General features: G+C 58.4%; 15 protein-coding genes. 5 read left to right on the top strand and 10 right to left on the bottom strand.

The window, feature by feature from the left end; genetic code table 11:
* The first annotated feature begins 462 nt into the window (after positions 1-462).
* From parE to J0X15_RS13560, 3 genes are all read left to right on the top strand, one after another.
* Positions 463-2607, top strand: coding sequence for a DNA topoisomerase IV subunit B (parE, locus tag J0X15_RS13570; protein ID WP_206941692.1), 2145 nt, complete (start codon positions 463-465; stop codon positions 2605-2607).
* A 445-nt stretch (positions 2608-3052) separates the two neighbouring features.
* The gene (locus tag J0X15_RS13565) at positions 3053-4645 is read left to right on the top strand and encodes a DEAD/DEAH box helicase (protein WP_206941690.1); all 1593 of its coding nucleotides are present in this window, start codon (positions 3053-3055) and stop codon (positions 4643-4645) included.
* Positions 4646-5037: 392 nt separating this feature from the next.
* Positions 5038-6096, top strand: coding sequence for a GGDEF domain-containing protein (locus J0X15_RS13560; protein WP_206941688.1), 1059 nt, complete (start codon positions 5038-5040; stop codon positions 6094-6096).
* Positions 6097-6189: 93 nt separating this feature from the next.
* On the opposite strand, the gene tenA is transcribed toward J0X15_RS13560, so the two are convergent.
* The 8 genes from tenA to J0X15_RS13520 form a co-directional block, all read right to left on the bottom strand.
* Complete coding sequence (gene tenA, locus J0X15_RS13555; protein WP_206941677.1) at positions 6190-6858, bottom strand: thiaminase II; 669 nt, start codon at positions 6856-6858, stop codon at positions 6190-6192.
* 5 nt (positions 6859-6863) lie between these two features.
* A complete protein-coding gene (gene sufA, locus J0X15_RS13550; RefSeq protein WP_206941669.1) occupies positions 6864-7247 on the bottom strand; it encodes a Fe-S cluster assembly scaffold SufA in 384 nt (127 codons plus the stop codon).
* A 113-nt stretch (positions 7248-7360) separates the two neighbouring features.
* Positions 7361-7759, bottom strand: coding sequence for an SUF system Fe-S cluster assembly protein (locus tag J0X15_RS13545; protein ID WP_206941668.1), 399 nt, complete (start codon positions 7757-7759; stop codon positions 7361-7363).
* Positions 7760-7821: 62 nt separating this feature from the next.
* On the bottom strand, positions 7822-9069 hold the full coding sequence (locus J0X15_RS13540; RefSeq protein ID WP_209015330.1) for a cysteine desulfurase: 1248 nt from the start codon (positions 9067-9069) through the stop codon (positions 7822-7824).
* A gap of 219 nt (positions 9070-9288) precedes the next feature.
* Complete coding sequence (sufD, locus tag J0X15_RS13535; protein WP_206941665.1) at positions 9289-10608, bottom strand: Fe-S cluster assembly protein SufD; 1320 nt, start codon at positions 10606-10608, stop codon at positions 9289-9291.
* 19 nt (positions 10609-10627) lie between these two features.
* Positions 10628-11380, bottom strand: coding sequence for a Fe-S cluster assembly ATPase SufC (gene sufC / locus J0X15_RS13530; RefSeq protein WP_206941663.1), 753 nt, complete (start codon positions 11378-11380; stop codon positions 10628-10630).
* 84 nt (positions 11381-11464) lie between these two features.
* Positions 11465-12937 carry a Fe-S cluster assembly protein SufB gene (gene sufB / locus J0X15_RS13525; protein ID WP_206941661.1) on the bottom strand — a complete coding sequence of 491 codons (1473 nt, stop codon included), beginning with the start codon at positions 12935-12937 and terminating at the stop codon, positions 11465-11467.
* Positions 12938-13109: 172 nt separating this feature from the next.
* Positions 13110-14276 (bottom strand): cysteine desulfurase family protein, encoded by a 1167-nt coding sequence (locus tag J0X15_RS13520; protein ID WP_209015329.1) that lies wholly within the window; start codon positions 14274-14276, stop codon positions 13110-13112.
* A gap of 287 nt (positions 14277-14563) precedes the next feature.
* Here J0X15_RS13520 and J0X15_RS13515 point away from each other — a divergent pair, with 287 nt between their 5' ends.
* The gene (locus J0X15_RS13515; protein ID WP_206941659.1) at positions 14564-15232 is read left to right on the top strand and encodes an alpha/beta hydrolase; all 669 of its coding nucleotides are present in this window, start codon (positions 14564-14566) and stop codon (positions 15230-15232) included.
* A gap of 112 nt (positions 15233-15344) precedes the next feature.
* Positions 15345-15827: a GNAT family N-acetyltransferase gene (locus J0X15_RS13510; protein ID WP_206941658.1), complete on the top strand. Its 483-nt coding sequence runs from the start codon at positions 15345-15347 to the stop codon at positions 15825-15827.
* 55 nt (positions 15828-15882) lie between these two features.
* Here the strand turns inward: J0X15_RS13510 and J0X15_RS13505 are convergent, their stop codons facing one another.
* Both J0X15_RS13505 and J0X15_RS13500 read right to left on the bottom strand, forming a co-directional pair.
* Positions 15883-16269 carry an NADH:ubiquinone oxidoreductase subunit NDUFA12 gene (locus J0X15_RS13505; RefSeq protein ID WP_206941657.1) on the bottom strand — a complete coding sequence of 129 codons (387 nt, stop codon included), beginning with the start codon at positions 16267-16269 and terminating at the stop codon, positions 15883-15885.
* A gap of 174 nt (positions 16270-16443) precedes the next feature.
* Positions 16444-17139 (bottom strand): response regulator, encoded by a 696-nt coding sequence (locus J0X15_RS13500; RefSeq protein ID WP_206941656.1) that lies wholly within the window; start codon positions 17137-17139, stop codon positions 16444-16446.
* Positions 17140-17801: the final 662 nt, after the last annotated feature.

Below are 17801 nucleotides of genomic sequence, written 5' to 3'. Positions count from 1 at the left end.
CGCAAAGGACTGACGCCTGTGGACGCCTGTGTCGGAAAAGCCGGAATTTTGGGGACTTGCCTGGGGATATGTCGATATGTTCTACTTTTGTTCCAAGACAGAGGCATGAGATTCGGTAAATCCTTCTTGGCCGGTAAGTTGATCGCTGCTGTCCTCGGGTTTTCAGTCTTCATCGCGGGCTTGCATCGCATGGCAGACCTCGCCTCTTTCGGAATGCGCCGGAAGGTCACTGGTAGAGACAGCTTGCGACCTGTATGAAATGTGCCTGTCAGCCGGGCGCGTCGCGACTGAACGATGTGACGCTTGGATCCGAGCTTTGGGAGGCCACGTTTTTTTGGCGCCCAGCTTGGACGCCGTGATGAATTGGGTCGGACCCAAGGCCCCGAATACGTGACTGACCTCTTATATGTGTTGTAGCCGCTTGAGCCGTTGCAGTGCCCACCTCGTGGACGTGAGTTGAGAATGAGCGCCAAGAACGACCTTTTTGCAGGAAATGCCGCCAAGGCGGACACAGACGAGCCCCAAGCCGCGGCGCCGAAGACATCGGCTGCCCCAAAGGCCGTCCCGTCTCCTGACAAGAGTCCGTCTGCAACGGCAGCTCCTGCAGCGGCTGAGGCTGAGGCTGCCGCAACGCCTCGCGCTGCAACGACTACACCAGAGCCCCCCGCGTCCGATTCCGGTGATTATTCCGCCGCTGACATTGAGGTTCTGGAAGGGCTGGAGCCCGTCCGGCGGCGCCCGGGCATGTACATCGGTGGCACGGATTCCAAAGCGTTGCACCATCTGTTTGCCGAAGTCATCGACAACTGTATGGATGAAGCGGTGGCCGGCCACGCCACCTGGATCGACGTGGCGGTGGAAGCCGACGGCTATCTGAGCGTGACCGATAACGGCCGTGGCATTCCGGTCGATCCGCACCCGAAGTTCAAGGACAGGTCGGCCCTCGAAGTGATCATGACAACGCTTCATGCGGGCGGAAAGTTCGACAGCAAGGTCTATGAAACCTCCGGCGGTCTGCATGGTGTCGGCATTTCCGTGGTCAATGCCCTGTCGGAAGATCTGGTCGTCGAGGTTGCCCGGTCGCGTAAACTCTATCGTCAGCGTTTCCAGCGCGGCTTGCCTGACGGAGGGCTGGAGCTGGTCGGAGACACCCAGAACCGGCGCGGCACCCAAGTTCGCTTCAAGCCGGATCATCAGATTTTCGGAAAGGCATCGCGGTTCGAGCCGGCACGCCTCATGAAAATGGCCCGGTCCAAGGCCTATCTTTTCGGCGGCGTGGAGATCCGCTGGCATTGCGCTCCTGAGCTGATCGTCGACAAGGACGAGACACCGCCTGAAGCCGTGTTCCATTTTCCCGGAGGGCTGAAGGACTTTCTGGAAGAAAGCCTGAAGTCAGAGCGCCGGGTGGTGCCGGATCTGTTTGCCGGTCGCACAACCAAGACCGGCGGCCACGGCGCGGTGGAATGGGCCGTCAGCTGGTTCGCCGGAGACGGTTTCGTCAATTCCTATTGTAATACGGTTCCCACCCCGGAGGGCGGAACCCATGAGGCCGGACTGCGCTATGCACTGCTGCGCGGGCTGAAGGCCTATGGCGAACTGACCAGCAACAAGAAGGCCAGCCTGATCACCGGTGACGACGTGATGACCTCCGCCGGGGGCATGTTGTCGGTGTTCATTCGCGAGCCCGAGTTCGTCGGCCAGACCAAGGACCGGCTCGCCAGCAATGAGGCGACACGCATAGCCGAAAATGCGGTCCGAGATGCCTTCGACCATTGGCTGACCGCCTCGCCCAACCAGGCCAACAAGCTGCTGGAATGGGTTATAGACCGGGCCGAGGACCGCCTGCGCCGCCGTCAGGAAAAGGACGTGATGCGCAAGACGGCCGTGCGCAAGCTGCGTCTGCCGGGCAAGCTGGCGGATTGTTCGGCCAATCAGGCGGAGGGCACCGAGCTGTTCATCGTGGAGGGTGATTCGGCTGGTGGCTCTGCAAAGCAGGCGCGCAACCGTAAAAATCAGGCCATTCTTCCTCTGCGCGGCAAGATCCTCAATGTCGCCAACGCGGGCCGGGACAAGCTGGTGGCAAACCAGCAGCTTACGGATCTTGTGCAGGCGCTCGGCTGTGCCAGCCGCTCCGCCTACAAGGACGAGGAGTTGCGGTACGAGAAAGTCATCATCATGACCGATGCGGACGTCGACGGCGCCCACATCGCCTCCCTGCTAATCACTTTTTTCTACCGCGAGATGCCGAATCTCATTCGCAACGGTCACCTGTATTTGGCCGTACCGCCACTCTACCGCATCAGCCAGGGCGGCACGACCGTCTACGCGCGCACCGATGCCCACAAAGACGAGTTGCTGAAGACTGTCTTCAAGTCGAAAGGCAAGATCGACATCGGCCGCTTCAAAGGCCTGGGTGAGATGATGCCGGCCCAGCTGAAGGAAACCACCATGGATCCTTCCAAGCGCACGCTCCTGCAGGTGTCCATCGACGAAACACCGGAAGCCGGAACAAGCAGCGCGGTGGAACAGCTGATGGGCAACAAGCCCGAAGCCCGTTTCCGCTTCATACAGAAAAGCGCAGAGTTCGCGGAAGACCTGGACATCTGACACACAGTCTTCGTGGCCGATCATGCCCCTGCTTGCGGCTGCTCTGCGGGGCCTGACTCGCTCCCTCATTGAAGATGCAGGGTGAGGTTTCAGTCAAAGAGACAGCTTGCCGGTACGGGCTATCTATTTCAGGAGCAGATCGACATCTGGTACGGCCAGACCGAAGGGCAACACAGCTTCAGCAGCAGCAGTCGCAACGTTGTTTGCAAGTGGTCACGACCAAAACGTCTTGCGCTGACCAAGAGAATTGCATGTCACTCGCATAAGCTATTAACTCAATTCGGTTTCTTTCCTGCTGCCAGACAGAATTTCCCTGTTTTTCTGGAAGCTTGTGATTGACACTAGGCCGCATCGCTGTAGGGTGTGCGCCAAATCGCCAAGGTTATTTATACCTCTCGCGACCTCACCCTTTTCATAAACAGAGAAAATCTGGTCCCCACGCTCCATGTCATTTAATACGCTCGGCCTTAGCGAGAAAGTACTCACCGCAGTAGAGTCTGCCGGTTACACGGAACCGACTGCCATTCAGGCAGGTGCAATTCCCTACGTACTGGAACGTCGAGACGTCTTGGGCATCGCACAAACCGGGACCGGCAAGACGGCCAGCTTTACGCTGCCGATGCTCACTCTGCTGGAAAAGGGGCGCGCCCGTTCGCGGATGCCGCGCACGCTGATCCTTGAGCCAACCCGCGAACTCGCGGCACAGGTGCAGGAAAACTTCGAGAAGTACGGCATCAACCACAAGCTCAACGTTGCTCTGCTGATCGGTGGCGTCTCCTTCGGTGAGCAGGACAAGAAAATCGACCGCGGCGCGGACGTGCTGATCGCAACGCCGGGGCGTCTTCTCGACCACGTTGAGCGCGGCAAGCTGCTGCTCCAGGGCGTCGAAGTTCTGGTTATCGATGAAGCCGACCGTATGCTGGACATGGGCTTCATCCCGGACATCGAACGGATCTGCAAACTGATCCCCTTCACCCGCCAGACCCTGTTCTTCTCGGCGACCATGCCGCCGGAGATCCAGCGCCTGACGGAAACCTTCCTGCAAAACCCGGCGAAGGTCGAAGTGGCACGCACCTCTTCCACGGCGGAAAACGTCTCGCAGCGCCTCAAGGGCACCGAACGCGAGGACGCTGACAAGCGCGCCGCGCTGCGCGATCTTTTGGAAGATGCAACCGACCTGAAGAACGCCATCGTCTTCTGCAACCGCAAGCGCGATATCGCCGTGGTTTTCCGCTCACTGGAAAAGCATGGCTACAATGTCGGCGCCCTGCACGGCGACATGGACCAGCGCACCCGCATGACGATGCTGGACAGCTTCCGCAAGGGGAATATCACCCTGCTGGTTGCCAGTGACGTCGCCGCGCGCGGACTGGACATTCCGGATGTGAGCCACGTCTTCAACTACGACGTCCCGAGCCACGCTGAAGATTACGTCCACCGCATTGGCCGGACAGGTCGTGCCGGACGCTCTGGTGCCGCCTTCACGCTGGTCACCGACAACGACGAGAAGTACCTGAAAGCCATCGAAGACCTGATTGAGCAATCAATCGAATGGCTTGGTGATCCGGTCGACTTCTCCGCAGCAGCCGAAGAACGCAAGGCGCGCCGTCGCCGTGGCGGAAAGCCATCGACACGGTCCGCAAGGACCAAGGATACGTCGGATGCGAAAGCGGCCCCTCAGGATGCCGCAACGGAGCCCCCTGCTGATCCCGCCGAGCAGCAGGCGCCGCTGCCTGCCATTACTGAAGCCAAGGAGGCTCCTGTGGCTGCGGCCACTTCTGAGCCTGCCGAAACACCTGCAACACCGGATGTTGCAGCAGTTCAGGAAGAGGCGCCGCGTCGCAACTCACGTCGCCGCAACTCACCGCGGTCGGCAGCAGCCAACTCAAATGGGGCAACGCCGGCTCCCGCCTCTGCCAAACCTGAGCAGAAGCAGTCCCGCCGCGGCAAGAACCAGACACAGGAACCGGCGTTTGGCCATGGCGGTCATATCCCAGCCTTCCTGCTTCGCGAGCCCCGCCCCAAAAAGGCCTCCTGACAGTCAGGTGACTTGACCAACTGCGACAGACTCGACTTTCAAAGCCCCGCCCTCGAGCGGGGCTTTTTTGTTCGTGAGCATCAGGCAATTACTATGCAAACTCTTCCGTTAAGCGCATTATCATGCATAATTTCCCATATCACAAATTTCACGGCATACCTTCCCTAGAGGCAATTACACAGTCTTGAGATAGTTCAACAGAGCCCGAAACAACCATTTCTTGCAGTTCGTATATCGTTGCTACCCTGCAGGGTTGTCATCTAATCAAATATCACGAGGTTTCTGCTTCAGCTGGCCAATATTTAACGACACCTTAAGGCTTGCTGGCGCATTTTTTGACTTGAGATTCCTGAATAGGCTGATGATATTTTTAAGCGATTGGGTGGGGACCTATGACCGATTTGGATGCGCATAAGCGCACAGTGATTTACGGAGACAGCGCGCTTTCGTATATTAAGCGATACACGCTGCCTGCCTTACCTCGTGCCTATGAGTTTTGGTACACATACTCCGCTGGCTACAATTACGGCCTGAACAGAGCCATCAATCAGACTCTGAAGGAAAACGGCAAACTGACCAACGACGACATGGAAGGCCTCTACGGGAAATTTCTCTCTCCGTCGCGCCTCGATGATCGGTTGAACGATGTCGGTGGCCAGGTATCCAATGAGGTCGAAACTCTGGTCGACTCCATCCGCCACAACGTGGATGCCACGACCGACTACGGCGCGTCGCTGAAAGAAGGCGCCATCGAGCTGCAGTCTCTGAAGGATGCAGACAAGCTGAAGACTTTCGTCTCTCGCATGATGGATTCCACTCAGACTGCGCTGAAATCCAATCAAGCGCTTGAAGCCCAATTGCTGGAATCCAAGCGCCAGATCGAAACTCTGCAGGCGAACCTGGAAGCAATTCGTTATGAATCACTGACCGATGAGCTGACCACCCTCGGCAACCGCAAGCATTTCGACGGAACCCTGGAAAAGGCTGTCACGTCGGCCAAAGAAAGCGGAATGGATTTCACCCTTCTGCTGACCGACATCGATCACTTCAAGAAATTCAACGATACCTTCGGCCATCAGACTGGCGATCAGGTGCTGCGGCTTGTTGCCCTGGCCGTGAAGCAGAACTGCAAAGGCCAGGACACGGCCTGCCGTTATGGCGGCGAGGAGTTCGCTGTCATTCTGCCGCATGCCAAATTGCCGGAAGCCATGCAGGTTGGCGAGAAGATCTGTAACGCAGTGCGCTCCAAGGAGCTCGTCAAGCGCTCAACAGGCGAGAACCTGGGCCGCGTGACCATCTCCATCGGCATTGCCACCTTCCAGGCTGGCGATACCAGTGAGACGATCATTTCACGTGCCGACAAGGCGCTCTATGCGGCGAAGGGTGCCGGCCGGAACCGTGTCTGTACGGAAGATGATCTGAAAAACGGGCCGCGTGAAGCTGTCGCGTAGGAATGTCTTGCGTCACATCATCCAAATAAACAAAAGGCGCCTCAAACCGGGCGCCTTTTGTTTGCCATCTCTATCCCTGAGACCCAAAGATTTCTAATCCGCAGCGTTAAGGCCCATCTGCCAGAAATCCGCCTCCAGCCGGGTGGCTTGGCTGAAGATCCGGCGGACGTTGGAATAGCGGGCTTCTGTCAGATAGACGTCTGCCGTGCGGTTCATCCAGTCGGCAAAATCCGACGCTGCTTCCGCATACTCATCGCTGGCGTACTCACCAAACCAGCGTTGATAGGCAGCCGCCATCGGACCGTGTGGCGTGGCTGCCCGGTTCTGCTGGCCGATCTCGCCATAGCCCAGGATACAAGGCGCCAGCGCGACCTGAAGATCGAGCAAATCACCCCGCAGTCCGCTTTCCAGAACGAACCGCGTGTAGGCCAACGTTTCGGAGGCCTCAGGCATATGCTCCAGCTCATCTTTTGTGATGCCCCAGGTGGCACAGAGCTCGACGTGGAGGTCCATTTCCACATCCATGATGGTCTTCAGTCCTGCCAGCGCCTGACGCATGTCAGCAAGGCCCGGTGCCTTGTAGACCGCGAGCGCATAGGCACGGGAAAAATGAATGAGAAACAGGTAATCCTGTTGCAGGTAGGTACGGAACGCTGGCTGCGGCAGAGTGCCATCCGCCATTGAAGTGACGAAGGCGTGGCGGGTATAGGCATTCCATTCAGAGGAACAGTCCGTCTTCAGACGGTCAAACAGCCCTGCCATGCGTTTCAGGATCCGGGCGCAAAATTGGCCAAGTCGGCCGCCTGCAGCGAAACGGATTCACCGCAGCCACAAGCAGAGACCTCATTCGGGTTCTTGAAGATGAAGCCGGAGCGGAACTTGGTCACCTCAAAGTCCATTTCGGTGCCGAGCAGAAACAGAACTGCTGATGGATCGATAAAAAGCTTGGCGCCCTTGTCTTCGATCACATCGTCGCCGGACTGGGCTTCAGACACCATATCCATGGTGTATTCCATGCCGGCACAGCCGCCTTTTTTAATGCCGACGCGCAGGCCAACAGCGTTCTTGTCGGAATTCTCGATAAGCTCCTGAACCCGCTCAGCTGCGGCGTCTGTCAGGGACATGACCTGAAATTTGCGTGCTGCTGCCATAACTTCCTCAATCCGACGTTGCGGGACTCAGACGTCCCTTGTCTGTCTTCAATATAAGGATCCGTCAGGGGAGTTAAAACCCCTGCCCGGTCAAACCTACGGTGCGTCGGAACTCAATACCAGTTGAGCGCGACCTTGGCCTCGTCCGACATGCGCTCCGGCGTCCACGGCGGATCGAAGACCATGTCGACATTCACCGACAGGATTCCTCCGACGGTTTCAACAGCGGTTTGAACCCAGCCTGGCATTTCTCCGGCCACCGGACAGCCCGGTGCGGTCAGGGTCATGTCGATGTTGATCGAGCGGTCATCCTCGATGTCGACCTTGTAGATCAAGCCGAGCTCGTAGATGTCGCAGGGGATTTCCGGATCGTAGACCGTCTTGAGCGCGGTAATGATGTCCGTCGTCAGACGTTCCAGCTCATCCATCGGAATGGCAGAGGGAGCGGCCACTTCGGCCCGCAATTCTTCGCCAGCCGCATTATGGTCGATGGTGGTGATCTCGTCGCTCATAGTCTTACTGTGTCCCGCAGGCGGCCTGAGGCCGTCCGATGATTTCTATCTGCATCAGCAGTTCAGGCAAAGAATGCCTGGGCTTTGACCAGCGCTGTGTAGAGGGCGTCGACCTCCGCGCGGGTGTTGTACATGCCGAAGCTTGCCCGACATGTAGAGGTTACACCGTATTTTGCCAAGAGCGGCTGCGCACAATGGGTTCCTGCGCGCACAGCAACCCCGGACCGATCGATGATGGTCGACACGTCGTGGGCATGGGCGCCCTTGATTTCAAAGGACACGATGGCTCCTTTGCCTGGCGCATTGCCAAAGATCCGCAGGGAGCTGATTTCCGACAGACGCTCGTGCGCATAGGATAGCAGATCCGCCTCATGAGCGGCGATCTTATCGCGGCCGATGCTCTCCATGTAGTCAAGAGCGGCCCCTAGGCCGATGGCCTGAACGATTGGCGGGGTGCCGGCCTCGAAGCGATGTGGCGGCTCGGCGTAAGTGATGACGTCTTCGGTCACTTCGCCGATCATTTCGCCACCACCCATGAACGGACGCATGGCTTTCAGCCGCTCGGGCTTGCCCCAGAGAACGCCGATGCCTGAAGGTCCGTAGACCTTGTGCCCGGTGAAGCAGTAGAAGTCGCAGCCGATGTCCTGGACGTCGACCGGCATGTGAACGGCCGCCTGGCTGCCGTCAACCAGAACCGGAATGCCGCGCTCATGAGCAATGCGGCAGACTTCCTTGACCGGCACCACTGTGCCCAGAACGTTCGACATCTGGGTGATCGCAACAAGCTTGGTGCGCTCTGTCAGGGTTTCTGTAAAGGCATCAAGATCAAACGATCCATCTTCCTTGACATAAAGCCACTTCAAGACGGCGCCCTTGCGCTCGCGGTGGAAGTGCCAGGGAACGATGTTGGAATGGTGCTCCATAATGGAGAGGACAATCTCATCCCCCTCCTGGAAGTAATCCTCGCCCAGACCGTAGGAGACGAGGTTGATCGCCTCGGTGGTGGATCGGGTGAAGATCACTTCGTCTACGGATCCGGCGTTGAGGAAGTTGCGAACCTTTTCTCGTGCGCCCTCATAGGCATCGGTCGCGGCATTGGAGAGAAAGTGCAGCCCGCGGTGAACGTTGGCATACTCATGCGAATAGGAGTGGGTGATGGCATCAATCACCGCCTGCGGCTTCTGAGCCGATGCGCCATTGTCGAGATAGACAAGCGGCTTGCCATAGACCTCGCGCGACAGGATCGGAAAATCCTTGCGGATCGCCTCAACATCATAAGGCTTGTCGAGTTCTGACATTGCGAGCGTCATGCCGCCGGCTCCCATTCAAATATAACGAATATTATAGGTTGCGCTCCCAGCCTGGGAGCGCAAGGCCATTCTGGCATTCTGGTCCCGGCGCAAGGCCGGGGCAGCAATCATCCTTCTCCCGCAGTCATCCTCGGGCTTGCCCCGAGGATCCAGCAGCTTCCGAGGCAGAGACTGGATGCCCGGGACGCGCCCGGGCATGACGGCGGAGCAAAGAGTGTCTTACTTGCCGGCGAGCCAGTCGCGAACGCGCTGTTCCAGGAAGTCCGTCACATACTCTTCCTCAAACTCCTCGATCGCCTCGGAGAGGAATGCAAGGACGAGAAGCGTACGGGCTTCAGCTTCCGGAATGCCGCGGGCACGCAGGTAGAACAGCAGGTCTTCATCAATCTGACCGCTTGTCGCGCCATGGGCACACAGAACGTCATCGGCGAAGATCTCCAGCTCCGGCTTGTTCGCCATCTCTGGGCCTTCGGAAAGGAGCAGAGCCTGGGTCATCATTTCGCCGTCGGACTTCTGGGCATGCTGAGCAACGTTGATCCGGCCCTGATACACGCCACGCGCCTCGTCATCGAGCACCGTCTTGAAGTACTCGCGAGAGTTACAATGCGGGACCGCGTGATCGATGATCAGCGTCTGATCGGCGAGGCAACGATCACGGGCCATGGACACGCCATAGAGCTTGGCTTCGGAGTTCTCGCCTTCAAAGGCAACGAACTGCTGGTTCCGGGCAAAAGCCGGACCGGCCATGAAACCGAGGATCTTGAAGATCGCATCGGCACCGATGGTGGCCAGCGTGGTCAGCAGGCGCGCGCCTTCGGTTGCACCAACCACCAGACGGGTGGTGGCGAACTCGGCGTTGTCGGCGATCTTGTAGTCGAAGACCACGTTGGTTTCGCCCGTGCCCGTTGTGCCGGCAAAGCTTTCAAGCATTTTCAGCTTGGCGCCCTTGGCCACATTGATCCGGTTGCGGGTGACGATAGCCCCCTCAGCCGTCGACACATGAACCAGCTCAACCGGACGCGAGACGTCCGCGCCTTCCTTGACGGTGATCACGACACCGCCCTGAACGAAGGCCGTGTTAAGCGCCAGAACGCCGTCGGTGCCGGCGCTCGGCGGTGTCGCCAGGAGGTCCGCCGCCGTATCCTGATCCAGTGCCGCGGCGAAATCGGTGACGGTGACGCCTTCAGCTGCCAAAGCCTCCAAATCAGAGACCTCAGCGAGGTACGTGCCATTGGCCACGACAATCCGGAAGCGTTCGAGTTCGCCATAAGCGTTCTCGGCATCTGCAAGAGCCTTGGCCTCTGCAGCTGACGCCTTGGGAGCGAGCGGCGCGGCCGACTTCATGTAGGCGCGCAAGTCGGTGTATTTGTATTCTTCCACACGGCGGTGCGGCAGACCCTTGGTCTTGATCTGCTCGGCAGCGGCCACGCGCAGGTCGGAGACCGCGGTGGAGCCGGAGAGATCACCCTTGGCCGTATCAAAACGGGCCAGAAGGTCGCTTTCCGCCTGGGTGTGGCTGATCTGTGTTGGGGCAGTCATGGTGTGATCCACCTCCTGATCAAGCAGCTTCAATGTAGTCGGCGTAGCCGTTCTTTTCCAGCTCGAGAGCCAGTTCCTTGCCGCCGGTCTTGACGATACGGCCCTTGGAGAGAACGTGAACGACGTCCGGAATGATGTGGTCGAGAAGACGCTGGTAGTGGGTGATCACCACCATGGCGCGCTCTGGTGAGCGCAACTTGTTGACGCCCTCCGAAACAATGCGCAGGGCATCAATGTCGAGACCGGAGTCTGTTTCATCGAGAACGCAAAGGCTCGGTTCCAGTAGGGACATCTGCAGGATTTCCGCGCGCTTCTTTTCGCCACCGGAGAAACCGACGTTGAGCGGACGCTTCAGCATGTCCATGGAGACGTTCAGGTCCTTGGACTTTTCCTTGACCAGCTTCATGAAGTCCGGAATGGACAGCTGAGCCTGGCCCTTGGCCTTGCGCTGAGCGTTCATGGCCGTCTTCAGGAATTCCATCGTCGCAACACCCGGAATTTCGATCGGATACTGGAACGCCAGGAAAACGCCAGCGGCGGCACGCTCATCCGGCTCCAGCTCGAGAAGGTTCTCGCCGTGGAAGATGATCTCGCCTTCGGTGACTTCATAGTCGGACTTGCCTGCCAGAATGTAGGACAGGGTCGACTTGCCGGAGCCGTTCGGGCCCATAATGGCGTGCACTTCGCCAGCGTTCACCTTCAGGTCAACGCCACGCAGGATTTCAGTGCCGTCTTCGGCGATACGGGCATGCAGGTTCTTGATCTCAAGCATTGAGATATTCCTCGTGTCAGTCGGGCGCACAGCTGTAAAAGCCTGCGGACCCCAATCAATTCAAAACTTGGTCCAACGCGGGGCTTAGCCCACAGAGCCTTCGAGCGAGATGGAGATCAGCTTTTGGGCTTCGACGGCGAATTCCATCGGCAGCTGCTGAATCACGTCCTTGACGAAGCCGTTGACAATCAGCGCAACCGCGCCTTCCTCGTCGAGACCGCGCTGCAGGCAGTAGAACATCTGGTCATCGGAGATCTTCGAGGTGGTGGCCTCGTGTTCAAACACCGCCGAGGCGTTCTTGCTCTCGATGTAAGGTACCGTATGCGCGCCGCAATCCTGACCAATCAGCAACGAGTCACACTGGGTGAAGTTGCGGGCATTGGACGCCTTGCGGTGAGCGGAGACCAGACCACGGTAGGTGTTGGACGACTTGCCGGCGGAAATGCCCTTGGAGATGATGCGGCTGGACGTGTTCTTGCCCAGGTGGATCATCTTGGTGCCGCTGTCGATCTGCTGGTAGCCGTTGGAAACGGCGATGGAGTAGAACTCACCGACCGAGTTGTCGCCACGCAGGATGCAGGAGGGGTACTTCCAGGTGATCGCGGACCCGGTCTCGACCTGGGTCCAGGAGATCTTGGAGTTCTTGCCGCGACAGTCGCCACGCTTGGTGACGAAGTTGTAGATCCCACCCTTGCCTTCGGAGTCACCCGGGAACCAGTTCTGAACGGTGGAGTACTTGATCTCCGCGTCATCCAGAGCCACCAGCTCCACGACAGCCGCATGCAGCTGGTTCTCATCGCGCTGGGGAGCGGTACAGCCCTCCAGATAGGACACGTAAGAGCCCTTCTCGGCGATGATCAGCGTGCGTTCGAACTGCCCGGTGTTCTGCTCGTTGATGCGGAAGTAGGTCGACAGTTCCATCGGGCAGCGAACGCCTTCGGGAATGTAGACAAACGACCCATCGGAGAAGACTGCGGAGTTCAGCGTGGCATAATAGTTGTCGGTGACCGGAACGACAGAGCCGAGGTACTTCTTGACCAGCTCCGGATGTTCCTTGATGGCTTCGGAAATCGAGCAGAAGATCACACCTGCGGCCGCCAGTTCCTTCTTGAAGGTCGTGACCACGGAGACGCTGTCGAACACTGCATCGACGGCAATCCGATTCTTCGGCTCGACGCCGGCCAGGATTTCCTGCTCGCGCAGTGGAATACCGAGCTTTTCGTAGGTCGCAAGCAGCTCGGGATCGACTTCATCCAGACTCTTGGGGCCTTCTACGGACTTCGGTGAGGCCCAGTAGTAGAGTTCGTCGAAATCAATCTTCGGGTAGCTCACACGAGCCCAATCCGGCTCTTCCATCGTGTTGAAGCGGCGCAGCGCATCAAGGCGCCATTCCGTCATCCACTCCGGCTCGCCCTTTTTGGCAGAGAGAAAACGTACTGTCTCCTCACTCAGCCCTTTCGCGCCTCGTTCCGACTCGATGTCGGTGACGAAGCCATACTTATACTGGTCAACATCGATCGCTTTGACCTGATCGATCGTCTCCTGCACAGCTGGCATTTTACTACTCCGTCCTGCAGGGCAATGACACCCTGCCCTTGGTCAAACTTCGCGGAGATTTCTCTGCCGCATAAGATTTGGCGAGGTCTCCCTAGGAGAACACCCTGCCGCGTACATCTGGCGGAGCCCCATTCCGCCGAATTTCAGATCCGGTCCCTACGAACCGGTTGTGTCATGCCGCCTTGCGGCGCGCCTCCGGGTTCAGCCGGTCGACAATACCGGGCCAGACATCGAGAAAGCGCTCGATATCCGACTCAGACGTCGACCACCCCATGGAAACACGCAGTGCACAGCGTGCCAGATCTTCCTCGACCCCCATGGCCGTCAGCACATGCGAGACGGATACCTTGCCCGAGGAACAGGCCGATCCCGATGACAGGCAGAGATTGGCCAGATCAAAAGCGATCAGCGCGGTCTCCGCCTTGACGCCGGAAACGGCGAAACAGCTTGTGTTGGCCAGACGCGGCGCATTTTCGGAAAACAACACCACGCCCGGACATGCAGCCCGGACACCGGCCTCCAGCCGGTCACGCAAGCCCTGAAGCCGTACCACGTCCGCAGTTTCGGCAAGCGCCTCTTCGGCTGCAACGCCAAACCCGACCGCACCAGCGACATTCTCCGTGCCGGCACGTCGCCAGTTTTCCTGGCCTCCGCCCGTCATCAGAGCCGATGGCACGCGCGCCGTGGAGCGTACGACCACTGCGCCCATGCCCTGCGGGCCGCCGAATTTATGCGCAGACAGGGTCACCACATCCGCCTGCCATGCGTCCATATCAATCGGCATGCGGCCAGCAGCCTGGACAGCGTCCACATGCAAGAAGGCACCAGATTCGCGAACGAGTGCACCGATTTCGGCCAATGGCTGGATCACACCCGTCTCATTGTTGGCTGCCATCACAGACACCAGCGTCGGCGTGGTGTCTTTCAGCTTGTCAGCCAGTACCGACAGATCGACGATTCCATCGCCATCCACCGGCAAAACGTCCTGGGCAGAGGCCCGGAAGCGCCCGCCGGCGATAACGGACGGATGCTCTGTTGCGCCCCGCAGCAGCCGATCAAGATACTTTGGCTCGCCCTGATCGACCCACACAGGGCTCAAGGCTGTCATATTGGCTTCCGTGCCGCCCGAGACAAGGGTAACAGCGCGGGTTTTGGCGCCGCACAGACGAGCAATGGATTCGCGCGCCTGTTCAAGGCGGCCGCGAGCCTTGCGACCGGCGCTGTGAACGGAAGATGCATTGCCGACATCAGCCCAAACCGCGCCCATAGCCTCTCTGGCGCTGGCACGCAGGGGCGCGCCGGCATTATGATCCAGATAGACAAGGGGGTTCTTTGCCATCATGCGATGCCCATATAAGTCATTCTAGGTCCATGAAAGTCGCTAATCACGGGTCGCCTTCACGGAATGCTTGAATTTTTCCGTAAGGATGACGTAAACGTGCCGCAACTCGGATCGGTTATACGACCCTTGTGTTGGACACGCCGACTTTCGAATAATTCTAAACAAGGCTTTTAGAAACTCGGAACCTATGAGTCAAGTTTGGACTACACAGGTTCTGATATCGAAATCCCCAGAAAGATGGTCCCCGACGGGACCCCACAACGACAAGAAGGACTGAGCGCCAAATGCCTGAGGTGATCTTTAACGGCCCGGCCGGCCGCCTGGAAGGCCGTTTTCATCCCGCCAAGAAGCGCAACGCCCCGATCGCATTGGTGCTGCATCTGCATCCGCAGTTCGGCGGCACCATGAACAACCAGATCGTCTACCAGACATATTACATGTTTGCGCAGCGCGGTTTTGCGGTCCTGCGCTTCAATTTCCGCGGTGTCGGTCGCTCCCAGGGCACCTTCGATCACGGCCAGGGTGAACTGTCCGATGCAGCCGCAGCGCTTGACTGGGTGCAGACTGTCCATCCGGACGCGCGCGCCTGCTGGATCGCCGGCTTTTCTTTCGGCGCCTGGATCGGCATGCAGCTGCTTATGCGGCGCCCGGAAGTGGAAGGCTTCATTTCCGTCGCCCCACCAGCCAACCTGAATGATTTCTCCTTCCTTGCTCCCTGCCCGTCTTCCGGCCTGATCATTCACGGCGAAGACGACAAGGTTGTGCCACAGAAAGACGTCCAGACGCTGGTCGACAAGCTGAAGACCCAGAAGGGCATCGTGATCAACCATCAGGAGATCCCGGGTGCCAACCACTTCTTCGAGAAGCACGTCGACGACCTGATGGGTCGTTGCGGTGATTATCTCGACGAACGTCTCGGCATCACCCCGGCGGATTACATTCCGATCGATTGATTTGCTGAGATAATCCAAGACACCCAAAAGCCCGCCCTCACCCGGCGGGCTTTTATTTTGTCCAGCAGGATGTCAAACCAGACTGAAAGCGACAAAAAACCTGGAAACCGCAATGGCCACTGCTTTCGATCAGCTTACCCTCTCGCTTGCCGGTCCCGAGGATGGCCCAGCCCTACAGCAACTCTATCGCCATCTGATCGCCAACGATCTCGAGATCGACGGCGCGGCAGCCGAGGCCGCGTATCTGCGGATGATCGGTCATCCGGGCCTGTCGGTCTTTCTCGGATCTTTGCATGGCACGCCGGTGACCACCTGTACGTTGGTGATCATTCCCAACCTGTCCCGTGCGGCAGCGCCTTATGCATTAATTGAAAACGTCGTCACTGACGCGGCCCACCGCAGCCGGGGTTATGGCGCGCAGCTGGTGCAGGCAGCAATTGCGCTGGCCTGGAAAACCGGTTGCTACAAGATCATGTTACTGTCGGGAAACGGAAATGCCGCTGGCCACAGGTTTTATGAACGCCTGGGGTTTCGGACGACCAAGGTGGGCTTCGAGCTACGCGCAGAGGGCGTTCCCTCCCGCCACCCTGGCTAAAACACAAAAAAGCCCGCAACTTGCGGACTTTTATTCATTTGATTTATTAAATCAGTTACTGACCCGGCGTCCAGGCGTCATAGTCGCCTGTCACTTCCGGGCGTCTTTCTGGCGTCAGAATCGAGCCATGCGGACGATAGGCGCCCGGTGTCCCGGTCTGGTTGGCGATGTGGGCCTTCTGCCAATGTTTCGGATAGTAGGTCTCGTCAACCGGCGGTGTGTCCACCCGGCGGTGCATCCATCCATGCCAACCGGGAGGGATCGCAGAGGCTTCAGCGGGACCATTGTAGATCACCCACCGCTTCTTGCCGTTGCGCTCACGGTAATAGGCGTTGCCAAACTCGTCTTCGCCAACAAACTCACCCTTGCGCCAGGTGAAGAAGCGCGTGCCGATGGTGCGGCCATGCCACCAGGTGAAAATTTCGAGCAGAAACTTTTTCATCGTCCCGACACGTCCTTCGAGAAAATCCAGTCTTGATGCAAGCATTTCGCACTCTGTGGTGAGCGCGTCAAGCCGATGAGCGGATTTAGCCCGGTCGTGACACGGGTCTCATTCGGCAATCGACACGCGCCTCACACGGCGTTGGCAGGAACCTGACCTGCCGACCCTCATATGCTATCCGAGACCGCCTTCGGCGCGTAACGGCGCGGCAAAGCCGCGGCCGCCGCCTCCAGCCCCGGCAACCTTCTTTTGCTCAAGACCAGCTGGTGCGGAAGCCGGTACGCCAGGCAGCGAGAATTCTTTTTCCACCGCACCACGGACCTTGACCAACTTCTGCACTGTCCGGTCATGAACCATCTGGGCCTGGTCGAGGGAACGGCTGCGCTCCTTCTGCTCGTCCAGAACGCGGTTGATACCGCGGATGTTGTAGAAGCCGGAATGCTCCAGAATCATCGGACGCTCATCCGCCATCAGCCAGCGCAACCGGTTGAAGAGCGTTGACGGCGCCACCGGCTTGACCAGAAGATGATGTGCGCCTGCGCGCAGGGCCCGGTCGACCAGAGCCCGCGTTCCATGGGCGGTGACAAACAGCAGCGGGACGTAGCACAAGGGCTCCATATGCCGGTGCCTGATGAGCCGTAGCAGCTGGTAGCCGGAGGTCGGTGCCATGCGCCAGTCGGTGAGAATCAGATTGGGCGGCTCCGCCAGCATACCGCTGAGGGCTTCATCGACCGAATCGAACACCCTGACGCGTGCAACCCTGAAGCTCATGAGAATCGAGCGAAGGATCGACTGCATCGGTTTGCTGTCGTCAACGACGACGACATCCAAGTCTTCCATGGCCAGACCGTAGGCAGCGTGATTTTTCATCTTTGGCGGCTTCCTTAGCTCAACTTGAGCCAAACCCTTGCACGGGCACTTTAAAACCGGTTGAAACGACTTCCCGAGATTAGCTTCAAATTTTAACGATCCCCGTGCGCTGCGCATTTCAGCGCCTACTTTTTCGGCGTGAACTTCTTTTCACACACAAAATATAGTCGTCAGGTCCAATCGGATTCTTGAGAAACTGAGCCGGGAAACTCCGGGAAAGGCATGATCTTGCGGAATTTCCGGTTCGTAACGCCCAAAGCACCCGCTACTGGCAGCCACAATATTTAGCGTTCTGCCCATAGTTTGGACACTAGAACTGGCGGCAGAATGCTTGACGTTAAGATCTTGTTTACCCTATTTTCCCAACATATCGATGTAGCCAGTATCGGAAGCCGGCAAGCTGCGGACTTCCCCCTTCAGTACAAGTTCCTTGCGTAGCGGACCCTGATTGCCGGAGCGGCACCGGGAGAGTGATCCCACGCGCAGAGTGTGTTTGTATCGTGCTGAAGACCCCCATCACCAAGGACGACAGCAAAGCAGGGACCCGGGACTTAACGGGTCGAAAACTTGTTGATGGAAACTATATATAGTAGCCAGACACCGTCGGCATACTAGATAAAGAAATTCAGAACTCCGCGGCGGAACCGCTGCGAAGTGACACA

The organism is Roseibium limicola (assembly GCF_017313085.1).
In the GTDB taxonomy this organism is placed as follows: Bacteria; Pseudomonadota; Alphaproteobacteria; order Rhizobiales; family Stappiaceae; genus Roseibium; species Roseibium limicola.
This window is presented reverse-complemented; position numbering and strand designations above follow the sequence as displayed.